Raw genomic sequence first — 19,728 nt, forward strand, 5'->3', positions numbered from 1 at the left:
GCGTGCCGGTGCGTCCGCGTTCAGCCGCCGCCACGGGCGGACCACGGCCGGGCTGGCATCCTCCCCCGCATGATCGCATCGACGCCCCCCGACATCCCGCAGCCCGCCGACGCGCCCTGGCGCGAGCTGGTCCTGCTCTGCGGCAAATGCCTGAAGAAGCGCGACCGCGAGGCGCTGCGCGGCGACCTCAAGCGTGCGCTCAAGCAGGCCGGCCACCGCGACGTCCGGGTGGCGACGGTGTCCTGCTTCGACCTCTGCCCCAAGCGCGGCATCGCCCTCGCGCGCGGACGCGAACTGGCCACGGGGGCATCGCAGCTGCGGGTCGTCGATGACGACATCGACGTCGAGGCGCTGCGCGCCTGGGTGTTGCGCGACTAGGGCAGGTCGCGACCCGCGTCGGCCTCCTGCTGCTCCTCGACCTGACGCCCGGCGCCGGTGTCCTCGGGTGGCGGCACGCCTTCCACCGGCTGCGCCATGGCCGGCTGCGGCAACGGCGCCGCATCCACCGGCCGATAGAGGGCATCGTCGTGCGCGCACCCGGCGAGCAGCAGGGCCGCGGGGGCGAAGCGGAGGATCCTGGGCATGGCGGTCCGTGGTCGACGGCAAAGCGGCGACGGTGCGCGCGGCCGGGGAGCACGCGGCGTGAAGCCCGGCTCAGCCTCCGGCGAGCGCGCGCAGCCGCGCCAGTGCCGCCGGGATCGCGGCCGGCGTCGCCGCCCGCTCGACGCGCGGTGCGTCCTCGGCGAAGTCGGTATCGAGCTCGTAGGCCCAGGTCGTGTGGTAGGGCATGTACAGCCCCCAGCCGCCCAGCGCGACCACCGGTGCGATGTCCGAGCGCAGCGAGTTGCCGACCATCACGAAGCGATCCGGCGCCACCCCGCATTCCTCGAGTACGCGCGCGTACGCGGCCTGGTCCTTCTCCGAGACGATCTCGATCCGCGGGAACACCTCGGTGAGGCCGGAAGCCGCGACCTTGGCCTCCTGGTGGAACAGGTCGCCCTTGGTGATCAGCACGATGGGCAGCTCGACCGCGACCGCCTCGACCGCCTCGCGCACGCCCGGCAGCAGTTCGACCGGATGCGAGAGCACCGCCTTGCCGATCTCGATGATGCGGTGCACGTCGCCCGCCTCGATGCGTCCACCGGTGACCTGCACCGCCGCCTCGATCATCGACAGGGTCATGCCCTTCGCGCCGTAGCCGAACAGGCAGATGTTCTGCGCCTCGACCGCGTACAGGCGCGCGCGCAGCCCGGCGTCGTCGACGTCGACGTAGCGCGCCAGCACACGCTCGAAGTCGGCCTGCGCCGCGTCGTAGAACTCCTGGCTGCGCCACAGGGTGTCGTCGCCGTCGAAGCCCACCAGTTCGATCACGGATGCTCCGGTACGGGTGAAAGCGGCGATGGTATGCCGCCGCGCCGGCCGGCGGCCATCACGCCAGCGCACCGCGCCCGTGCGGGGCGTCGAGGTCCTGCAGCGGCCCCAGCGGCACGATCCGCCCCGGATTGATCGCGGCGTGGCTGCGGTAGTAGTGGTTCTTGATGTGCGCGAAGTCGACGGTGTCGCGCACGCCCTCGTGCTGGTACAGGTCGCGCAGGTAACCGGGTAGATGCGCGTAGTCCGCGATCCGCCGCAGGTTGCACTTGAAGTGGCCGTGGTAGACCGCGTCGAAGCGCAGGAGCGTGGTGAACAGGCGCCAGTCGGCCTCGGTGAGCACCGTCCCACAGAGGTAGCGGCGCCGGGCGAGGTGCGCATCGAGCCAGTCCAGCGTCTCGAACAGCGGCACCACGGCGGCCTCGTAGGCGGCCTGCGTCCCGGCGAATCCGGCCCTGTAGACGCCGTCGTTGAGGGTGTCGTAGATGCGCGCGTTGTAGCCGTCGATCTCGGCGCGCAGCGGCTCCGGGTAGTAGTCGCCCGGCGCCGCGCCCACCGCGTCGAAGGCGCTGTTGAACATGCGGATGATGTCGGCAGACTCGTTGCTGACGATGGTCTGGCGCTCCCTGTCCCACAGCACCGGCACGGTCGCGCGTCCGGTCGCATGCGGATCGGCACGGGTGTAGAGCTCGTGCAGGAACCGGGCGTGGTGGAGCGGGTCCGGCACCGTCCCCGGCGCCTCGGCGAAGGTCCAGCCGTCGTCGCCCATGAACCAGTGCACGACCGAGAGGCCGATCATGGCGTCGAGCCGCTTGAGCCGGCGCAGGATCAGGGTGCGGTGCGCCCACGGGCAGGCGAGCGAGACGTAGAGATGGTAGCGGCCGGGCTCGGCCGCGAAGCCGCCGGCATCGCCGGGGCCTGGACGACCGTCGGCGGTGATCCAGTGGCGGAAGCGGCTGTCCTCGCGGACGAAGGCGCCGCCGCTGGCGCTCGTGTCGTAGCCGGCAGCGGTCTAGGCGCCGTCGACGAGGCGCCCCATGCCTCAGCTCCCGTGCAGCTGCTCGAGCCGGCGCCGGCCGCCCGCCGTCAGCACCGCCTCTCCCGGCGAGGTGCCGTGATGCTCGACCAGCCCCGCCTCGACGAGGGTTTCGACCAGGCCCTTGGGCAGCTGCTCGCCGCGTGCGACCGCCTCCAGGCTCTCGCGCAGGGCCCTGGGCTCCATGTTCCGGGTGGCATGCATGCCGGCACCTCCTTCCGATCCGAACCGCCGGCACTGTCGGCCGCAGGACGCCGAAGCGGCGTGAGCGCGCGGACACGACGAGGGCGGCCCTGGAGCCGCCCTCCCGATCCAGCGGACGCTCTCGCCTCAGAGCATGTCGTCGTCGCCGGAGTCGTCGCCGCGCTGGCGCGTATCGCCCATGCGGCCGTCGTCGGTGCTGCTGTCGTTCATGCCGTCGCGCATCTCGGAGTGATCCATGCGATCACCCTTGTTGCCGTTCCTGCCCTGCCAGGCCTTGTACTCGGCGCTCGACAGCATGCCGTCGCGGTCGGTGTCGGCCTGGGCGAAATTGCTCGACAGCGCGGTGTGCCCCATCGCCTCCTCGCGGCTGAGCATGCCGTCGGAGTCGGTGTCGAGCTGGCTCCACTCCATGTCGCCGGCGAAGGCCGCCGGCGCGGCGAGCATGCCGGCGAGCAGGGCGGTGGTCAGTGCGGTCCTGGTGCGCATGATGTCCCTCCGGAAAGTTCGTGTGGTCGTTGCGGAAGTGCGGGTCTGGCCCACGCCGCCACGCTAGGACCGGGGGCTTTACCGGCACTGAGCGCGCGCCGCCGAATACACGACCGTTTCACCCTGCTGGGGCATTCGTTCCACGCAAACGTTTGCGTCCCTCGCCGCGGACGGCGAAGCGACAAGGATGGACGCAGTCCGCGACGGACGCGTGAGAGAGTCGCGCCGCTCGTGCTGCGCCACACAAGCCGATTGCGCGCGGCGTCGCCCGGGCGTCCGCGCCCGGCGCACGGGCGTCGGGACCTCAGCGGGCGCCGTGCCCCGACGCGCTCCGCGGGGTTCCCGGCGCCTTCTTCGCCGTGGAACCTGCCGCCTTGCGCGCGCCCGTGTCGCGGGCGCCCGTCTTCGCCGCACCGTCGCCCGCCTTCCGCGCCGAAGAGTTCTTCACCGTCCTGGCCGCAGCCTTCTTCGGGCTCGTCTTCTTCGCGCTCGCCTTCTTCGTTGCGCTCTTCTTCGCTGCGCGCCTTCCGAGCGCGACCTTCTTCGCCGCGACCTTCTTCGCCGCGACCTTCTTCGTCGCGGCCTTCTTCGCCGCGGCCTTCTTCGCCGCGACCTTCTTCGCCGCGGCCTTCTTCGTCGCGACCTTCTTCGCCGCGGCCTTCTTCGCCACGACCTTCTTCGCCGCGGCCGTCTTCGAGGCGGCCGTCTTCGAGGCGGCCTTCCGCGGTGCCGCCTTCTTCGTCGCGCTCTTCTTCGTCGCGACCTTCTTGCCTGCGCCCTTCTTCCCTGCCGCCGGCTGCGTCGCAGCGGTCGTGGACGCCGCCCGCTTGGTGGTGCCCTTGCGCGCCGCCGAGGTCGCGGCCGTCTTGCGACCGGAGGCCCGCGTCCGGGCGGGTGCGCGCTTGCGCGCCGCGGTGCCGGGGCCTGGGTCCGCGGCACCGCCGCGCACGCGGGCGATGCGCTTGCCCACCGCCCTGCCCGCTTCGCCGACATTGCGCGCCGCGTCGCGGATCGCGGTCGCCACCGGCTCCGCCGCCTCGACGACCGCGCTGCCAACGCGCTGCGCCGTCTCGCCGACGCTTTCGATGGCGCTGGTGAGCGTCGTGGTGACTCCGTTGCCATTGCTCATGCGTGGATCCCCTCCGGGAGGCTGTCGCTCGGGCACGGCGCCCGCGGCGCGAATCTAGCCCATCGCGGTGGACGTGCGCGCCTGCCGCGCCCGCCCCGGGCGATTTCATTTGCCAGCAAGGCCACGGTCGCCAGAATGCCCGGCTCGCGCGGCGACCCCGGTGCCCGGCGCCGCGCCCGAACACAGGGAACCCCGATGCGTCCGATTCCGCAGTTCGCTTCCATCCTGGTGGCCGCGGTGGTCGGCGGCCTGGTCGCCGTCGCCTGCGTCCGCAACGACGAGTCGCTCTCCGATCCTCTGGTCGCGCCGGCGCGCGCCGCCCCGGTCGCGATGGGCAGCCCGCTGCCGGCGGTGGTCGAAGGCCAGCCGTTGCCCTCGCTGGCGCCGATGCTCGAACGGGTGACGCCCGCGGTGGTCAACATCTATACGCGGCAGCGCGTGCGCGTGCGCAACCCGTTGGCCGACGACCCCTTCCTGCGCATGCTCGGCCTGCGCGCGCTGCCGCAGGAGCGCGTCGCGCAGTCGCTGGGCTCCGGCGTCATCGTCGATGCGCAGCAGGGCTACGTGCTGACCAACCACCACGTGGTCGAGGGCGCCGAGGAGGTCTCGGTGACGCTGGCGGACGGGCGTACGCTGGAGGCCGAGTTCATCGGCTCGGACCCCGACACCGACGTCGCGGTGATCCGCATTCCGGCCGACCACCTCGACGCGGTGCCGCTGGTCGATTCGAACTCGCTGCGCGTCGGCGACTTCGTGGTCGCGGTGGGCAATCCCTTCGGCCTCGGCCAGACCGTAACCTCGGGCATCGTCTCCGCGCTCGGGCGCAGCGGCATCCGCGGCCTCGGCTACCAGAACTTCATCCAGACCGACGCCAGCATCAACCCCGGCAACTCCGGCGGCGCGCTGGTCAACCTGCGCGGCGAACTGATCGGCGTGAACACCGCGATCTTCAATCCGGGCGGCAGCCGCGAGGGCAACATCGGCATCGGCTTCGCGATTCCGTCCGCACTGGCGGCCGAAGTGATGAACCAGCTGATCGAGACCGGCACGGTGCAGCGCGGCACGCTCGGCATCCAGACCCACGACGTCACCCCGGAGATGGCCGAGGCGCTGGATCTCGACGACCGCCGCGGCGCCATCGTCGCGGCGGTGCGCGAAGGCTCGCCGGCCGCCGAATCCGGGCTGCGCAGCGGCGACGTGATCGTCTCGGCCAACGGCCAGCGCGTCGACGGCATGGCGGCCCTGCACAACATCGAGGGCCTGCTGCCGGTCGGCAAGCCGGTGGTGCTGGAGGTGGTGCGCGACGGCGAGACGGTGACCCTGTCGCCGATCCTGCAGCCGCGCCTGACCGAACTCGATGGCGCAAGGCTCGACCCGCGCCTGTCCGGTGCGCGCTTCGTCGAACTCGACGAGCGCTACCGGCAGCAGGGCCTGGCCGGCGTGCGCGTGGGCGCGATCGAGCCCGGCAGCCGCGCCGCGCGCAGCGGGCTGCGCGTCGACGACCTGGTGGTGCGCTTCAACCGCCGCGACGTGACCGACCTCGACGGCCTGCGCCGTGCGCTCGATACCCAGCCCCCGCAGATGGTGCTGGGGCTGGTCCGCGGCGGCCGCGCAGGAGAGCTGGCGATGCGCTGAGGCGTTGTCGCGGCCTGCACGAGGCGCCCCGGAGACTGCCCTTCCCTCTCCGCCACCCCTCCGGGAGCCCGCCATGAACGACCAGACCGTCTCCACCGCCACGCCCGCCGGAACCACCGGGACCGCAGGCAGCAGCCCCGACCAGGCCGCGGGCGCCGCCGACAGCGCGCACAAGGCCGCGTTCAAGGGCCACCTCGGCGAGGCGGGCGACCACCTGCGCCAGGCCGCCTCGCTTGCCGGCGACGCGCTGCGCGGGGCCGCCAGCGCCGCCCGCGGCGAGATCGACGACGGCCGCGAGCGCATCCGCGGCGAACTGGGCGAGACCGCGGGCGCCGGCCGCGAAGCCGCACGCGAAGCACGTGCGGTCGGCGAGGAGCAGCTCGATCTCGCCCTCGCCAAGGGCCAGGAACTGCTCGACACCGCACGCGACCTGATCCGCGAGAAGCCGCTCGCGGCGCTCGGCATCGCCGTCGCCACCGGCTGGGTGGTGGCCAAGCTCGGCCGCCGCGACTGATGAAGCGAGGCAGCGCGACCGAGGACGCCGGCGATCCCTCCGGCGTCACCGACGACCTGCGCGCGCTGCAGGCCGCCGGCCTCGCCGTCCTGCGCCAGTTCGCCGACACCTTCTCCGCCCTACGCGCCCTGCTGCGTGCGGACATGGCGCTGGCGCGCTCGGCGGTCGTCGGCGCCCTGGTCCTGGCTTCGACGGGCGTCCTGTTCGGGGTGATCGGCCTGCTGCTGGCGACCGCGCTGGTGGTCGCCTGCCTGGTCGCCTATGCCGGGCTGTCGTGGCCGGCGGCGCTCGTGATCACGCTCGCCGGGGCGCTGCTGCTCGCCGTGCTGGCGGGGCTGCTGGCGTGGCGCTCGCTGCGCGATGCAAATTTCGCCGCGACCCGCCGCCAGCTCGCGCGCATGCGCGGCAGGGAGCCCGACCCGGACATGCCGGAGCCTCCAGCGGGATCGGGCGACGCCTCCGCACCCGCGGCGGCATCCGCGCCGGGCCCGGGCCCGGCCGTCGCCGAGCCGCACGAGGGCGAGGTCGCCACGGCGCCGCCGCCCGCCGAAGGCGATACCGAACCGCATCGGGAACCGCGCGCATGAGCCGCCGTGCGCTCCGTGACCGCGTCGCCGACTGCGAACGCAACCTGGTCGCCACGCGCCGCGGCTTCGCCGCCGACCGCCGCCAGCTCGTCGAGACCGGCAGGCGCGCGGCGACGCCGGGGCGCATCGTCGTGGTCGGCCTGCTCGGCGGTTTCCTGCTCGGCCGCATGCGGCCGGTGGGGCCGCGCGCGCTCGGCGCGGTGAAGCTGGCGAAGATGTTCGCCCCCACCCTGATCCGCGGCGCGAGCGCCATCGTCTCGGCGGTCGCCGCCTCCCGCGCGGCCAGCGCCGCGCAGGAAAGCGCGGAGGATGCCGATGCCGTGGCCGACCGCGCCGAGGACGTGGCCGAGGCTCTGGACGAGACCGCGGCGCAATGAGCGCCGCGTCCGCTGCGGCAACGGTCCCTGCGTCGTCGGGCGACGCGCGGCCGCCGGATCCGCCGCGCGCGCGGCGCACGCGGCCGCTGTGGATCATCGCCGTGCTGGCGATGGCCTTCACCCTGTGGGCGGCGCAGGATCTGTTCATCCCGATCATGCTGGCGATGTTCCTGGCGATCCTCGGCAGCCCGCTGGTCGCACGCATGCAGCGGCTGTGGATCCCGGCCTGGCTCGGCGCCTTCGTGCTGGTGGCCGGCGGTTTCGCGGTGGCCGGCGCGCTGGCGGTGCAGCTTGCGCCGCCGGCGGCGGAATGGGTGCGCGACGCGCCGCGCGAACTGCGCCGGCAGATGCCCAAGCTGCGCGCCTACGTGCGCCCGTTCGAGGACGCCAATCGCGCGGCGCAGGCGCTGACCAGCGCCACCGCCAGCTCCGGCATCCAGCGCCTGCAGGTGGTCGAGCGCCGCAGCGACCTGTGGGACCTGCTCGCGCGCGCGCCGAGCGTGGTCACCGCGGTGCTGGCGGTGGTGCTGCTGACCTACTTCTTCCTGGCCTTCGGCTCCGGCTTCCAGCGCAAGGCCATCGCACTGCTGCCCGAACGCCAGTACCAGCGCATCACGGTCGGCATCCTCCACGACATCGGCCGCGACATGGCGCGCTACGTGGTGACGGTGAGCCTGATCAACACCGGCGTGGCCCTGGTGCTGGCCGGCGTGCTGTGGTGGCTGGGGCTGAGCCTCACCAACGCGCTGCTGTGGGGCATCGTCGCCGGGCTGCTCAACTTCGCGCCCTACATCGGGCCGCTGATCGGCGTGCTGACCTATCTGCTGGTCGGCGTGATCACCTTCGACGAGCCAGGCCGCGCGCTCGCCCTGCCCGCGGTCTACCTGCTGCTGCACACCATCGAGGGCCAGGTGGTGACGCCGATCGTGCTCGGCCGGCGGCTGGCGATCTCGCCCCTGGTGCTGCTGCTGTGGCTGATGATCTGGGGATTCCTGTGGGGCATCGCCGGCCTGCTGCTGGCGGTGCCGATGCTGGTCTGCGTCAAGATCGTGCTGTGCCGGATCGAAGGCGGCGGCGGTTGGGCGCGGCTGCTGGAGTGAGTGCCGGCGCCCGGCGGGCGCCCGCTACAATCCCCGGGATGCGGATCTCTCCACGCGCGATCACCTTCGACCTCGACGACACCCTGTGGGCGATCGCCCCGTTGATCGCGGCGGCCGAGGCGGCGCTGCACGCCTGGCTCGAGGAGCACACGCCGGGCACCGCGCGCCGCTACCCGCTGCAGGCGATGCGCGCGCTGCGCGAGCGCGTGGCCGGCGACTCCCCGCACCTGGCGCACGACCTCACCGCGCAGCGCAGGCTGGCGCTCGGCATGGCGCTGCAGGATTCGGGCGACGACCTCGCCCACACCGACGCCGCCTTCGCGGCGTTCCACGCCGCGCGCAACCGAGTCGAGCTGTATCCGGACGTCGCCGATGCGCTCGACCGCCTCGCCGCGCGCTGGCCGCTGGCGGCGCTGACCAACGGCAATGCCGATCTCGCCCTGTGCGGCGTCGACCCGCACTTCCGCTTCTGCCTCAACGCCCGCGACCACGGCGCGGCCAAGCCCGACCCGGGCATCTTCCGCGCCGCCTGCGAGCGCCTGGACTGCGCGCCGCACGAGGTGCTGCACGTGGGCGACGACCCGCGCTGCGACGTCGTCGGCGCCGCCGGGGCCGGCCTGCGCACCTGCTGGATCAACCGCACCGGCGCCGCCTGGACGCGTCCCGAGGTGCGCCCCGACCTCATCGTTCCCGACCTCGCCGCGCTCGCCGACGTCCTGCTCGCCGGCGACGTAAACCAAGGATCCGCCGCATGACCCGACCCGCCTGCTTCGCCCCGGCCTCCGCCGGCGACGCCGCTACGCCGCTGTACGCCTTCGACCGCGCCGGCTTCGACGCGCACCTGGAGACGCAGGACGCCCGCGTGCGCACCTGGTGCCGGGCGCAGGGCTTCGCCGCCGAGCCCGGCACCGCGCTGCTGGTTCCCGGCGACGACGGCCGGCCCGCCTGCGCCTTCGTCGGGGTGGTCGCGGAGGCCGCGGACCCGCATGCGCTCGCGCATGCGCCGTGGGCGCTGCCGCCCGGCGACTACCGCCTCGAGCCGGGTGCGGGTCTGGCGATCGATCCGGCGCGCGCTGCGCTGGGCTGGGGCCTCGGCGCCTACCGCTTCGAGCGCTACCGCAAGGCGCCGCGCGCGCCGGCGCGGCTGGTGCTGGACGAGGCCTGGGCCGACGGCGAGGCCGCGGCGATGCTCGAGGCGAGCGGCCTGGTGCGCGACCTGGTCAACACGCCGACCGAGCACATGGGCCCGGAGGAGCTGGAGGCGGCCTGCCGCGCGCTCGCCGACCGCTTCGGCGCCGGCGTCCGCGCCGTCGTCGGCAACGAGCTGCTCGACGCCGGCTTCCCGGCGATCCACGCCGTCGGCCGCGCCAGCCACCGCGCGCCGCGGCTGATCGAGCTGACCTGGGGCGACGAGGCGCATCCGGCGCTGACCCTGGTCGGCAAGGGCGTGTGCTTCGACACCGGCGGCCTCGACCTCAAGGGCGCCGACGGCATGCGCAACATGAAGAAGGACATGGGCGGCGCCGCGCACGCGATCGGCCTCGCCCAGCTGGTCATGGCGCGTCGCCTGCCGGTGCGCCTGACCCTGCTGGTGGCGGCGGTCGAGAACGCGATCGGCCCCGACGCCTTCCGCCCCGGCGAGGTGCTGGCCACGCGCGCGGGCCTGAGCGTCGAGGTCGACAACACCGATGCGGAAGGCCGCCTGGTGCTGTGCGACGCGCTCGCCTACGCGGCGGAGACGCCGCCCGCGCTGCTGATGGACTTCGCCACCCTGACCGGCGCCGCGCGCATCGCGCTGGGCCCGGAACTGCCGGCGCTGTACGCCACCGACGAGGCCGCCGCACAGGCCTGGCTCGACGCCGGGCTGCGCGACGGCGACCCGGTGTGGCGCATGCCGCTGTGGAAGCCCTACTTCGGCTACCTGAAAAGCGGCATCGCCGACTTCGCCAACTCCGGGGCCTCGCGCATGGCCGGCTCGATCGTGGCCGCGGTGTTCCTGCAGCGCTTCGTCCCCGACAGCGTCCCGTGGACGCACCTCGACGTCTACGCCTGGTGCGACAGCGACCGCCCAGGCCACCCCGCCGGCGGCGACGCCCAGGGCCTGCGCAGCGCCTTCGCGATGCTGCGGGAGCGGTTCGGCGGTTGAATCGGGAATCGGGAATGGCGAGGATCGCGCGTCCCGGCGACGGTGATGCGCCCGTAGGAGCGGCTTCAGCCGCGACCCGCTTCGCGCAGGCGCCGCATGCCGTCGGCGCCCGCTGTCGCGGCTGAAGCCGCTCCTGCAGAGGCCGGAGGATCGGCACCGCCCGACCGCCAAGTCCCGATTCCCGCTTCCCGCTCCGACCTCCCCACTCCAGCCACCTGACACCCATCACCCGCATCCGCTGACGCCGCACACTCGCGCGCAGGTGGTGCCGATCGGCACCTTTGACGTGCCCGTGACAGCGGGCACACTTGCCCGCTCCGACGGACCCGACGCCAGCCGATGAATGCCTCGTCCGACCTGCTCAAGGAACTGCGCATCGAGCGCAGGCCGAGCGCCCCGCCGCCTCCGCCCTCGCGCCGGCGCTGGCCGTGGCTGGTCGCGGCGGTGGTGCCGGTCGCGCTCGTGGCGTGGTTCCTGCTGGGCCGGCAGGCGCCGATCCCGGTGCGCACCGCGCAGGCGCAGGCGATCACCGGCGCCGGGCCGGCGCAGGGCGCCTCGGTGCTGGATGCCACCGGCTACGTCACCGCGCGTCGCCAGGCCACGGTCTCGGCCAAGATCACCGGCAAGGTCGAGGACGTGCTGATCGAGGAAGGCCAGCGCGTCGAGGCGGGCGAGATCCTCGCCCGCCTCGAGCCGATCGACGCCGACGCGCAGCGTGCGCTCGCCCAGGCCCAGCTCGCCGCGGCGCGCACCCAGGTCGCGCAGGCCCGCGCCCAGCTCACGCTGGCGGAGAAGACCCTGGTGCGCAGCCGCGAACTCTCCGGTCGCCGGCTGATCGCGCAGGCCCAGCTCGACCAGGCCCAGGCCGAGCGCGACGCCCTCGTCGCCCAGCTCGCCACCGCCGAGCGCAACGTCGAGGTCGCCAGCGAATCGCTGAAGGTCGCCGACATCGGCGTCGACAACACCGTGGTGCGCGCGCCGTTCGCCGGCGTGATCACGGTCAAGGCCGCGCAGCCGGGCGAGATCGTCTCGCCGATCTCCGCCGGCGGCGGCTTCACCCGCACCGGCATCGGCACCGTCGTCGACATGGATTCGCTGGAGGTGCAGGTCGACGTCGGCGAATCCTTCATCGGCCGCGTACGCCCCGACCAGCGCGTCACCGTGACCCTCAACGCCTACCCGGACTGGCGCATCCCCGGCTCGGTGATCGCCATCGTGCCGACCGCCGACCGCAGCAAGGCCACGGTCAAGGTGCGCATCCGGCTCGACGAGAAGGACGCCCGGATCGTGCCGGAGATGGGCGCGCGCGTGTCCTTTCTCGATGATGCGCAGCAGCCCGCCGCGGCGGCGCCGGCCGGGGTGCACGTGCCCGCGGCGGCGGTCGTCCCGCGCGACGGCGCCGAGGTGGTGTTCGTGGTGCGCGACGGGCAGGCGGCGCGGCGCGAGGTCGAGGCCGACGCGGCGCGCGGTGGCCAGCGCCGGGTGCAGTCGGGCCTGGCGATCGGCGAAAGGGTCGTGCTGTCGCCGCCGGCGGAGCTCGCCGACGGCAGTGCGGTGCAGGACGAGGCGGCAGGCGGTTGATCCACCGGCGGCGCGCGGCGCGCCGCCGGCATCCAACGGGAGGAACGGACGATGTCGGACGTACTGGTCGAGATCCGCGGGCTGACCAAGGCCTACACCCGCGGCAAGCAGACGGTCGAGGTGCTGCACGGCATCGACCTTGACATTCCCGCCGGCGATTTCGTCGCCCTGATGGGCCCGTCGGGCTCGGGCAAGACCACGCTGCTCAACCTCATCGGTGGCCTGGATTCGCCGACCTCGGGCAGCCTGGCCATCGGCGGGCAGGCGATCGAACGCTTCAACGACAAGGCGCTCGCGCACTGGCGCGCCGAGCACGTCGGCTTCGTGTTCCAGTTCTACAACCTGCTGCCGGTGCTCACCGCGCAGAAGAACGTCGAGCTGCCGCTGCTGCTCAAGGACATGTCCGCCTCGGAGCGCGCACGCCGGGCGCGGATCGCGCTGGAACTGGTCGGCCTGGCCGAGCGCAGCGGACACAAGCCGAAGGAACTCTCCGGCGGCCAGGAGCAGCGCGTGGCGATCGCCCGAGCGCTGGTCTCCGACCCGACCCTGCTGGTCTGCGACGAGCCGACCGGCGACCTCGACCGCGCCACCGCCGACGAGATCCTGACCCTGCTGCAGCGGCTCAACGCCGAGCACGGCAAGACCATCATCATGGTCACCCACGACCCGAAGGCGGCCGAGTACGCGCGGCGCACCGTGCACCTCGACAAGGGCACGCTGATCGACGCCGCCGAGGCGCTCGCGCACTGATCCGTCCCGCCCGGCACGCCGGGCGCCATCGCCGTGCCCATCCCCGCGCGGGGACACCGAGGACGCCACGATGAAATACCTCCACCTGATCTGGGCCAACCTGTTCCGCAGGAAGGTGCGCACGATCCTGACCCTGCTCTCGATCGCGGTCGCCTTCCTCCTGTTCGGCCTGCTGCAGACGGTCAACCAGGCCTTCGCCGGCGCCGGCGATGCCGCCGCCGCGGACCGCCTGGTCACCTCCTCGCGCTTCTCCATCGTCGACCTGCTGCCGGTGAGCTACCTCGACCGCATCCGCCAGGTTCCCGGGGTGCGCAACGTGGCGCACGCGACCTGGTTCGGCGGCGCCTACCAGGACACGCCGGCGGCCTTCGCGATCTTCCCCGTGGTGCCGGAGGACTACCTCGACGTGGTCCCGGAGATGAAACTTCCGGCCGAGCAGATGGAGGCCTGGCAGGCCACCCGCACCGGCGCCATCGTCGGCCAGGCCCTGGCGGACAAATACGGGTGGTCGATCGGCGACCGCATCCCGGTGCGCGCCGACATCTGGCCGCTGAAGGACGGTTCCAACGCCTGGGAGTTCGACCTGGTCGGCATCTACACCGATCCGGAGACCCCGGCCAACGAGAACTCGCTGCTGTTCCGCTACGACTTCTTCGACGAGGCGCGCCAGTTCGGCAGCGGCCGCGTGGGCTGGTTCTCCGTGGCGGTCGACGATCCCGGCCAGGCCGACGCGGTGGCGCAGTCGATCGACGCGCTGTTCGCCAACTCCGAGTCCGAGACCAAGACCCAGACCGAGCGCGCCTGGGCGCAGGGCTTCGTCAAGCAGATCGGCGACATCGGCCTGATCGTGACCTCGATCCTGGGTGCGGTGTTCTTCACCCTGGTGGTGCTGACCGGCAACACCATGGCGCAGGCGCTGCGCGAGCGTATCCCGGAGCTCGGCATCCTCAAGACCCTGGGCTTCCGCAACGAATCGGTGCTGGGCTTCGTGCTCGCCGAGGCGGTGCTGATGCTGGTGGTCGGCGGCGCGATCGGCCTGGGCCTCGCCTGGCTCGCGCTGCAGGTACTCAAGGCCAGCATGTCGCAGTTCGGCATCACCGGGATGCAGCCCGACGTGCTGCTGCAGGGCCTCGTGCTGATGCTCGTCACCGCGCTGGTGGTCGGCGCGATCCCGGCGATCCAGGCGATGCGCCTGAAGATCGTCGACGCCCTCAACGCCTGACCCGGAGGCAACCGCCATGGCCCTTTTCAAGCAGATCAGCGAGATCACCGCGATGAACCTGCGCAACGTGCCGCAGCGCTGGGGCACGTCGATGGTGATCGTGGTCGGCATCGCCGGCGTGGTCGGCGTGCTGGTGTCGATCCTGGCGATGGGCGAGGGCTTCCGCGCCACGCTCGCCGGCGGCGCGGCGGCCGACCGCGCCATCGTGCTGCGCGAAGGCGCCAGCACCGAGCTCACCAGCGGGCTCACCCGCGAACAGGCCGACCTGATCGCCGCCGGTGCGGGCGTCGCCGCGGGCGCCGACGGGCGCCCGCTGGCCTCGCCCGAGCTCAACGTGATCGCCGACCTGCCGCGCGACGGCACCACCGCCAACGCCGCCATGCGCGGCGTCACCGCGGCCGCCTTCGCGGTGCGCCCCGAGGTGCGGATCGTGGAAGGACGGATGTTCGAGGCCGGCCCGCGCGAGCTCATCGTCGGCCGCGGCGCGGCGGCGCAGTTCGACGACCTCGGCGTCGGCACCGAGATCCGCCTGCGCGACAGCACCTGGACCGTGGTCGGCATGTTCGAGGCCGGCGGCGGCGCGCACGAATCGGAACTGTGGGGCGACGCCGACACCCTGCAGTCGGCCTTCCGCCGCGGCGGCTACAACTCGGTGACGGTACAGCTCGAGAGCCCCGAGGCGATCGATGCGTTCCGCGAGGCGCTCGCCGCCGACCCGCGGCTGACGCTCAAGATCCAGAGCCTGGCCGACTTCTACCGCGAGCAGTCCAAGGGCCTGTCGATGCTGATCAACGGCGTCGGCTACTTCGTCGCGGTGATCATGGCGGTGGGCGCGGTGTTCGGCGCGCTCAACACCATGTACGCGGCCATCGGCACGCGCCAGCGCGAGATCGCCACCCTGCGCGCGATCGGCTTCGGCGGGCTGCCGGTGGTGGTGTCGGTGATGGCCGAGGCGCTGCTGCTGGCACTGCTCGGCGGCGTCGCCGGCGGCGCGCTGGCATGGGCGATCTTCAACGGCTACAGCGTGTCGACGCTCGGCGCCGGGTTCTCGCAGGTCGCCTTCGACTTCCGGGTGACCCCGGCGCTGCTGGTCAACGGCCTGGTGTGGGCGCTGCTGATCGGCATCGTCGGCGGTCTGGTGCCGGCGCTGCGTGCGGCGCGCCTGCCGGTGACCACCGCGCTGCGCACCGCCTGATGCAGCGGGCCGGGTGACGCCGCCGCGCAGGCTGCCGACGCGGGTGCTGGCGGCGCGCTACCGCGCGCTGCACGGCGAGGTCTGCGCGCTGTTCGACGCGGCCGCGGACATCGACGATCCCGGCGAGCGTGCGCAGGCGCTGGCGGCCGCGCAACGCGACGCCGCGCCGCTGATCGCACAGGCGCGCGAACTCGGCGCCGAGCAGGCGCGGCGCGCGCGCCGCCTCGCCCGCTGGATGCGCGGCTGCGCCTGGACGGTCGGCGCGGCCGGCCTGCTGGCGCTGGCCTGGCTGTCGCAGCGCGGCTGATCACGACGCAGCGTTCGACGCGGCGCGCTCGGCGGGCAGGCACGGCCGGCGTACCATCGCGGCCCCTCCCGCAGGACCTGCGCGTGCCTCCCGAGCAACCCGCCCTCGACCGCCGCGGCCTGGCGATGACCGCCGGTGCCTTCGTCATCTGGGGCCTGGTGCCGCTGTTCTGGGTGCTGCTGCGCGAGGTGCCGGCGATGCAGATCATGGCGCACCGCATGCTGTGGGGCGGCGTACTCGTCATCGGCTGGCTGTGCCTGCGCGGCGGGCTGCGCTGGTTCACCACGGTGATCGCGCGCCCGCGGCTGGCGCTGATGCTGGCGGGCAGCGCGCTGCTGATCGCGGCGAACTGGAGCCTCTACATCTGGGCCGTGGTCTCCGGTCACGTGGTCGAGGCCAGCCTGGGCTACTTCATCAACCCGCTGGTGAACGTGCTGATCGGCGTGCTCGTGCTCGGCGAGCGGCTCGACCGCGCACAGTGGGGCGCGGTCGCCATCGCCGCCTGCGGCGTGCTGTGGCTCGCGGTGCGGCTGGGCACGCCGCCGTGGATCGCGCTGGGCCTGGCCGGCTCGTTCGCGCTCTACGGCCTGCTGCGCAAGCTCGCCGACGTCGAGGCGGTGCAGGGCATGGGGGTGGAGAGCGTCTACCTGTTCCTGCCGTCGATCGCCCTGCTGATGTGGGGCGAGACGCACGGCAGCGGCGGCTTCTTCGGCGCCTGGCCGCTGCGCATCGACCTGCTGCTGGTCACCGGCGGCGCGCTCACCGCCCTGCCCCTGATCGGCTTCGCCTACGGCGTGCGCCGGATCCCGCTGGCGGTGGTTGGCCTGCTGCAGTACATCGCACCCTCGCTGCAGCTGGCCTGCGGCGTGTTCGCCTTCGGCGAGCCGTTCGGCCAGGTGCGGGCGATCGGCTTCGGCCTGATCTGGATCGCACTGGCGGTGTTCGCCGTCGACGGCTGGCGCCGCGGCCGGCTGGCACGGATGGCGCGCCGCGCCGCGACCTGAGCGCGGCGGTCCGGGCGCGTCGCCGGCTCCACTAGACTGCGGGCAGCCTCGGACAGGGATGCCCATGCGGATCGTGTACTGCCTTGCGCTGCTGGCGGGCTCCGCGCTCGCCGGCTGCAGCGCCGTCGACGGCCTCGCGCGCCGGGTCGCCGAACCCGAATCCGCGCCCATGCCGTGGACCCGGCTGATCGAGACCACGCCCGGCTTCGCCGAGGTGCTGCGCACCGGCACCACGCCCGCGGACGGCCCGGAGCGGCCGGAACTCGCCTGGCGCATCGTCGATCCCGGCGAGTTCGAGGTGGACACGCGCTTCGAGCGTCGAGTCGACCCGGCCGGGCACACGACGCACATGGCCGTGGAACTCGATTTCCGCGCGCCGCCGAAGTCCGATGCCGCCCGGCGCCCGCGCGCAACAGTGCTCCTGCTGCACGGCTGGGCGATGGACAAGGACAGCACGCTGCCCTGGGCCTTCGCCTTTGCCGACGCCGGCTGGCGGGCGGTGCTGCTCGACCTGCGCAACCACGGCGCCTCCGGCCGCGCGCCGGCCGGCTTCGGTCCGCGCGAGGCCGTGGACGTGGCACGGGCCATCGACGACCTGCGCCAGCGCGGCGAACTGGTCGGACCGCTGGTGCTGCTCGGCATGTCCTACGGGGCCGCCGTCGCGCTCGAGACGGCGGCGCGGCACGAGGCCGTGGCCGCGGTCGTCGCGCTGGAGCCGTTCGCCAACGCCGGCGCGGCCGTGCGCGACATGCTCGACGACGGACTCGCCGGCCGCGGCGGGCCGGTGGGCCTGCGCCTGGCGCGCTGGCGCTACGGCGACGTCGACCGCGACGCCGTGGTGGCAGCCGCTTCCGCGCGCCTCGGCCTCGACCTGGACAGCGTCGGCCCCGGCGACGCCCTCGCCGCCTGGCCGCGCTGCACGCTGCTGTTGCACGGCGCGGCCGATCGGATGCTGCCGCCGGCGCACAGCCGCGCGCTCGCGATGGCCGCACCGCGCGCGCGGCTGGCCGTCGTGGACGGCGAGGACCACCTCAGCCTGCCGCTGCGCCTGGACCGGCTCGCCCGGCCGGTGATCGCCTGGGCCACGGCGGCGGCGACCACGTCCACCGACGCCTCCTGCCCCGCGTTCGCGCTGCCCGCGACCGGCGATCCGTAGGAGCGGCTTCAGCCGCGACCCGGGCTGCCATCCTGCCGCAGATCCGTCGGGGCTGAAGTCCCTCCCACAGCGGCTGAAGCTGCTCCTACAATCCCCGGCTGCGCGGCTCAGTCGGCGCTGCCAGGCGCCGCCGGCACCGCGGCGGCGCGGCGCTTCGGCCGCGCGCGGACCAGGTTGATCACCACCACGCCGGCGAGGATCACCGCGGTGGCGCCGAGGTCGGCCGCGCCGAAGCGTTCGCCCGCGAACAGGGCACCCAGCGCCAGCGCGATCACCGGGTTGACGTAGGCGTAGCTGCCGGCAAGCGCGGGGCGCACGTTGTGCAGCAGCCAGACGTAGGCGCTGAAGGCGACGATCGAGCCGAACAGCGCCAGGTAGCCGAGGGCGACCGTCGCGCGCAGCGGCGGCACATCGACGACGCGCTCGCCGATGGCGAGCGCCACCGCGGTGATCAGCGCGCCGCCGGTGAGCATCTGCGCGGCGGCGGTCATGAACGGCGCAGGCAGATCGCGGCCGCGGCTCCACACCGAGCCGAACGCCCAGGCCACCGGCGCCACCAGCAGGGCAACCATCCCGCGCGGGGTCGCGGCGAGCGTGCTGCCGGCGTTGAGCCAGACCACGCCGACGAAGCCGATGCCCAGGCCCAGCCACTCGCCGCGGGTCATGCGCACGCCGCGGATCGCCGAGAACAGGCCGATCCACAGCGGCACCGAGGCCACGGCCACGGCCGCCAGCCCCGACGACACCTCCTGCTCCGCGACGCAGACCAGGCCGTTGCCCAGCATCAGCAGGCACACGCCCATCACCGCGGCGTTGCGCCACTGCGGCCGGGTCGGCGCCGCGTGCCCCGCCAGGCGCAGGCCGGCATACATCAGCACCCCGGCGACGATGAAGCGGATGCCCGCCAGCAGCAGCGGCGGATAACCCTCGAGGCCGACGGCGATGCCGAAGTAGGTCGAGCCCCAGACCACATAGACCGCCGCCAGGGCCAGCGCGACGGCGAGGCCGCGCGCGGCGGGCGCGGTGCCGGCGTCCGCGCTCAAGCGCCCTGCTCCCGGTCCAGCAGCGCCTGCTTGAGCCCGACCCCCCAGCGATAGCCGCCCAGGCTGCCGTCGCCGCGGCGCACGCGGTGGCAGGGCACGACCAGGGCGACGCGGTTGCGCCCGCAGGCGCGGCCCACCGCGCGCGCCGAGCCGGGTGCGCCGATCGCAGCGGCGATCTCCGCGTAGCTGCGGCTGGCGCCGGCGGGGATCGCCATCAGCGCCTGCCACACGCGGACCTCGAACGCGGTGCCGAGCAGATCGAGGTCCAGCGCCACCGACGCACCGCGCAGGGCCTGCGCCACCGCCCCGATGCGCGGGGCGAGGAAGGCGTCGCGGCCGCAGTCCACCGCCTCCAGCGCCGCCCGCGGGAACTCGGCACGCAGCGTCCGCTCGAGGCCGGCATCGTCCGCGCCGAGGAGCACCGCGCAGATCCCGCGCACGGTCGCGGCGACCAGCGCGCGGCGGCCACTGGCGGCGGTAAGGCCGCTGTCGAGGGTGCACCAGCGGATCTCGACGCCGAGGCCGCCGCGCCCGTAACGCGCCGGCGTCATGCCCAGGCGCGCCGCGCCGTGCTCGTAGATCCGGCTCGGCGATCCGTAGCCGGCGCCGTACAGCGCGCCGGTGACGTCGTCGCCGGCCCGCAGTGCGCGCTTGAAGCCGCGCAGGCGCCGGGCGGCGCGGTACTGCGCCGGCGACAGCCCGAACGCGGCGCGGAAGCGGCGCTGCAGGTGGGCCGGGCTCCAGCCGCTGACGGCGGCGAGCTCGGCCAGCGAGGCATCGGCCTGGTCGAGGCGGTGCGCGACCGCCAGCAACCGCGGCTCGATGGCCGGCTCGCTGGCCGCCGCGGCGGGATCGATAGCGGGGGAAAGGGCCGCGGGGCGCATG

General features: G+C 73.8%; 22 protein-coding genes and 1 pseudogene. 15 read left to right on the top strand and 8 right to left on the bottom strand.

Going from position 1 to position 19,728, the window contains the following annotated elements:
* The first annotated feature begins 69 nt into the window (after positions 1-69).
* Positions 70-378: a hypothetical protein gene (locus KB893_RS13840; RefSeq protein WP_211925265.1), complete on the top strand. Its 309-nt coding sequence runs from the start codon at positions 70-72 to the stop codon at positions 376-378.
* On the opposite strand, the gene KB893_RS13845 is transcribed toward KB893_RS13840, so the two are convergent.
* From KB893_RS13845 to KB893_RS13870, 6 genes and pseudogenes are all read right to left on the bottom strand, one after another.
* Positions 375-584 carry a hypothetical protein gene (locus KB893_RS13845; RefSeq protein WP_211925266.1) on the bottom strand — a complete coding sequence of 70 codons (210 nt, stop codon included), beginning with the start codon at positions 582-584 and terminating at the stop codon, positions 375-377. The genes KB893_RS13840 and KB893_RS13845 overlap by 4 nt on opposite strands.
* A gap of 70 nt (positions 585-654) precedes the next feature.
* The gene (locus tag KB893_RS13850; protein WP_211925267.1) at positions 655-1,371 is read right to left on the bottom strand and encodes an HAD family hydrolase; all 717 of its coding nucleotides are present in this window, start codon (positions 1,369-1,371) and stop codon (positions 655-657) included.
* 58 nt (positions 1,372-1,429) lie between these two features.
* Positions 1,430-2,410, bottom strand: a pseudogene (locus KB893_RS13855) (glutathione S-transferase family protein).
* 3 nt (positions 2,411-2,413) lie between these two features.
* Positions 2,414-2,611, bottom strand: coding sequence for a hypothetical protein (locus tag KB893_RS13860; RefSeq protein WP_211925268.1), 198 nt, complete (start codon positions 2,609-2,611; stop codon positions 2,414-2,416).
* A gap of 126 nt (positions 2,612-2,737) precedes the next feature.
* On the bottom strand, positions 2,738-3,097 hold the full coding sequence (locus tag KB893_RS13865) for an EF-hand domain-containing protein (RefSeq protein WP_211925269.1): 360 nt from the start codon (positions 3,095-3,097) through the stop codon (positions 2,738-2,740).
* A gap of 304 nt (positions 3,098-3,401) precedes the next feature.
* Positions 3,402-4,226 carry a histone H1-like repetitive region-containing protein gene (locus tag KB893_RS13870; protein WP_211925302.1) on the bottom strand — a complete coding sequence of 275 codons (825 nt, stop codon included), beginning with the start codon at positions 4,224-4,226 and terminating at the stop codon, positions 3,402-3,404.
* A 195-nt stretch (positions 4,227-4,421) separates the two neighbouring features.
* Here KB893_RS13870 and KB893_RS13875 point away from each other — a divergent pair, with 195 nt between their 5' ends.
* From KB893_RS13875 to KB893_RS13940, 14 genes are all read left to right on the top strand, one after another.
* On the top strand, positions 4,422-5,861 hold the full coding sequence (locus KB893_RS13875) for a Do family serine endopeptidase (protein WP_211925270.1): 1,440 nt from the start codon (positions 4,422-4,424) through the stop codon (positions 5,859-5,861).
* A gap of 73 nt (positions 5,862-5,934) precedes the next feature.
* Positions 5,935-6,375, top strand: a complete 441-nt coding sequence (locus tag KB893_RS13880; protein ID WP_246505662.1) for a hypothetical protein — start codon at positions 5,935-5,937, stop codon at positions 6,373-6,375.
* On the top strand, positions 6,375-6,962 hold the full coding sequence (locus tag KB893_RS13885) for a phage holin family protein (RefSeq protein WP_211925271.1): 588 nt from the start codon (positions 6,375-6,377) through the stop codon (positions 6,960-6,962). The genes KB893_RS13880 and KB893_RS13885 overlap by 1 nt, the downstream gene beginning before the upstream one ends.
* The gene (locus KB893_RS13890) at positions 6,959-7,339 is read left to right on the top strand and encodes a hypothetical protein (protein WP_211925272.1); all 381 of its coding nucleotides are present in this window, start codon (positions 6,959-6,961) and stop codon (positions 7,337-7,339) included. The genes KB893_RS13885 and KB893_RS13890 overlap by 4 nt, the downstream gene beginning before the upstream one ends.
* Positions 7,336-8,439, top strand: coding sequence for an AI-2E family transporter (locus KB893_RS13895; RefSeq protein ID WP_211925273.1), 1,104 nt, complete (start codon positions 7,336-7,338; stop codon positions 8,437-8,439). Before KB893_RS13890 ends, KB893_RS13895 begins: the two co-directional genes overlap by 4 nt.
* Before the next feature lie 38 nt (positions 8,440-8,477).
* Complete coding sequence (locus tag KB893_RS13900; RefSeq protein WP_211925274.1) at positions 8,478-9,194, top strand: HAD family hydrolase; 717 nt, start codon at positions 8,478-8,480, stop codon at positions 9,192-9,194.
* Positions 9,191-10,585: a leucyl aminopeptidase family protein gene (locus KB893_RS13905; protein ID WP_211925275.1), complete on the top strand. Its 1,395-nt coding sequence runs from the start codon at positions 9,191-9,193 to the stop codon at positions 10,583-10,585. Before KB893_RS13900 ends, KB893_RS13905 begins: the two co-directional genes overlap by 4 nt.
* 339 nt (positions 10,586-10,924) lie before the next feature.
* Positions 10,925-12,166: an efflux RND transporter periplasmic adaptor subunit gene (locus KB893_RS13910; RefSeq protein ID WP_211925276.1), complete on the top strand. Its 1,242-nt coding sequence runs from the start codon at positions 10,925-10,927 to the stop codon at positions 12,164-12,166.
* Between the two features lie 51 nt (positions 12,167-12,217).
* Positions 12,218-12,916 carry an ABC transporter ATP-binding protein gene (locus KB893_RS13915; protein WP_211925277.1) on the top strand — a complete coding sequence of 233 codons (699 nt, stop codon included), beginning with the start codon at positions 12,218-12,220 and terminating at the stop codon, positions 12,914-12,916.
* Between the two features lie 70 nt (positions 12,917-12,986).
* Positions 12,987-14,138: an ABC transporter permease gene (locus KB893_RS13920; protein ID WP_211925278.1), complete on the top strand. Its 1,152-nt coding sequence runs from the start codon at positions 12,987-12,989 to the stop codon at positions 14,136-14,138.
* A gap of 16 nt (positions 14,139-14,154) precedes the next feature.
* Complete coding sequence (locus KB893_RS13925) at positions 14,155-15,333, top strand: ABC transporter permease (protein WP_211925279.1); 1,179 nt, start codon at positions 14,155-14,157, stop codon at positions 15,331-15,333.
* A gap of 13 nt (positions 15,334-15,346) precedes the next feature.
* Entirely contained in the window at positions 15,347-15,640 is a 294-nt protein-coding gene (locus KB893_RS13930; protein WP_211925280.1) for a hypothetical protein, read from the top strand.
* Between the two features lie 125 nt (positions 15,641-15,765).
* Positions 15,766-16,644 (top strand): EamA family transporter RarD, encoded by an 879-nt coding sequence (gene rarD / locus KB893_RS13935; RefSeq protein ID WP_211925304.1) that lies wholly within the window; start codon positions 15,766-15,768, stop codon positions 16,642-16,644.
* Positions 16,645-16,702: 58 nt separating this feature from the next.
* Complete coding sequence (locus KB893_RS13940) at positions 16,703-17,800, top strand: alpha/beta hydrolase (protein WP_246505663.1); 1,098 nt, start codon at positions 16,703-16,705, stop codon at positions 17,798-17,800.
* A 107-nt stretch (positions 17,801-17,907) separates the two neighbouring features.
* Here the strand turns inward: KB893_RS13940 and yedA are convergent, their stop codons facing one another.
* Both yedA and KB893_RS13950 read right to left on the bottom strand, forming a co-directional pair.
* Entirely contained in the window at positions 17,908-18,843 is a 936-nt protein-coding gene (yedA, locus tag KB893_RS13945) for a drug/metabolite exporter YedA (protein WP_377730403.1), read from the bottom strand.
* Positions 18,840-19,727, bottom strand: coding sequence for a methylated-DNA--[protein]-cysteine S-methyltransferase (locus KB893_RS13950; protein ID WP_211925281.1), 888 nt, complete (start codon positions 19,725-19,727; stop codon positions 18,840-18,842). Before KB893_RS13950 ends, yedA begins: the two co-directional genes overlap by 4 nt.
* Position 19,728: the final 1 nt, after the last annotated feature.

The organism is Coralloluteibacterium stylophorae, from assembly GCF_018122625.2.
GTDB classification, from domain to species: Bacteria; Pseudomonadota; Gammaproteobacteria; order Xanthomonadales; family Xanthomonadaceae; genus Coralloluteibacterium; species Coralloluteibacterium stylophorae.

Coding starts and splice junctions, on each gene's coding strand:
- KB893_RS13840 (WP_211925265.1), top strand. CDS start 70: ATGATCGCATCGACGCCCCCCGACATCCCGCAGCCCGCCGACGCGCCC.
- KB893_RS13845 (WP_211925266.1), bottom strand. CDS start 584: ATGCCCAGGATCCTCCGCTTCGCCCCCGCGGCCCTGCTGCTCGCCGGG.
- KB893_RS13860 (WP_211925268.1), bottom strand. CDS start 2,611: ATGCATGCCACCCGGAACATGGAGCCCAGGGCCCTGCGCGAGAGCCTG.
- KB893_RS13865 (WP_211925269.1), bottom strand. CDS start 3,097: ATGCGCACCAGGACCGCACTGACCACCGCCCTGCTCGCCGGCATGCTC.
- KB893_RS13870 (WP_211925302.1), bottom strand. CDS start 4,226: ATGAGCAATGGCAACGGAGTCACCACGACGCTCACCAGCGCCATCGAA.
- KB893_RS13875 (WP_211925270.1), top strand. CDS start 4,422: ATGCGTCCGATTCCGCAGTTCGCTTCCATCCTGGTGGCCGCGGTGGTC.
- KB893_RS13880 (WP_246505662.1), top strand. CDS start 5,935: ATGAACGACCAGACCGTCTCCACCGCCACGCCCGCCGGAACCACCGGG.
- KB893_RS13885 (WP_211925271.1), top strand. CDS start 6,375: ATGAAGCGAGGCAGCGCGACCGAGGACGCCGGCGATCCCTCCGGCGTC.
- KB893_RS13890 (WP_211925272.1), top strand. CDS start 6,959: ATGAGCCGCCGTGCGCTCCGTGACCGCGTCGCCGACTGCGAACGCAAC.
- KB893_RS13895 (WP_211925273.1), top strand. CDS start 7,336: ATGAGCGCCGCGTCCGCTGCGGCAACGGTCCCTGCGTCGTCGGGCGAC.
- KB893_RS13900 (WP_211925274.1), top strand. CDS start 8,478: ATGCGGATCTCTCCACGCGCGATCACCTTCGACCTCGACGACACCCTG.
- KB893_RS13905 (WP_211925275.1), top strand. CDS start 9,191: ATGACCCGACCCGCCTGCTTCGCCCCGGCCTCCGCCGGCGACGCCGCT.
- KB893_RS13910 (WP_211925276.1), top strand. CDS start 10,925: ATGAATGCCTCGTCCGACCTGCTCAAGGAACTGCGCATCGAGCGCAGG.
- KB893_RS13915 (WP_211925277.1), top strand. CDS start 12,218: ATGTCGGACGTACTGGTCGAGATCCGCGGGCTGACCAAGGCCTACACC.
- KB893_RS13920 (WP_211925278.1), top strand. CDS start 12,987: ATGAAATACCTCCACCTGATCTGGGCCAACCTGTTCCGCAGGAAGGTG.
- KB893_RS13925 (WP_211925279.1), top strand. CDS start 14,155: ATGGCCCTTTTCAAGCAGATCAGCGAGATCACCGCGATGAACCTGCGC.
- rarD (WP_211925304.1), top strand. CDS start 15,766: ATGACCGCCGGTGCCTTCGTCATCTGGGGCCTGGTGCCGCTGTTCTGG.
- KB893_RS13940 (WP_246505663.1), top strand. CDS start 16,703: ATGCCCATGCGGATCGTGTACTGCCTTGCGCTGCTGGCGGGCTCCGCG.
- KB893_RS13950 (WP_211925281.1), bottom strand. CDS start 19,727: ATGCGCCCCGCGGCCCTTTCCCCCGCTATCGATCCCGCCGCGGCGGCC.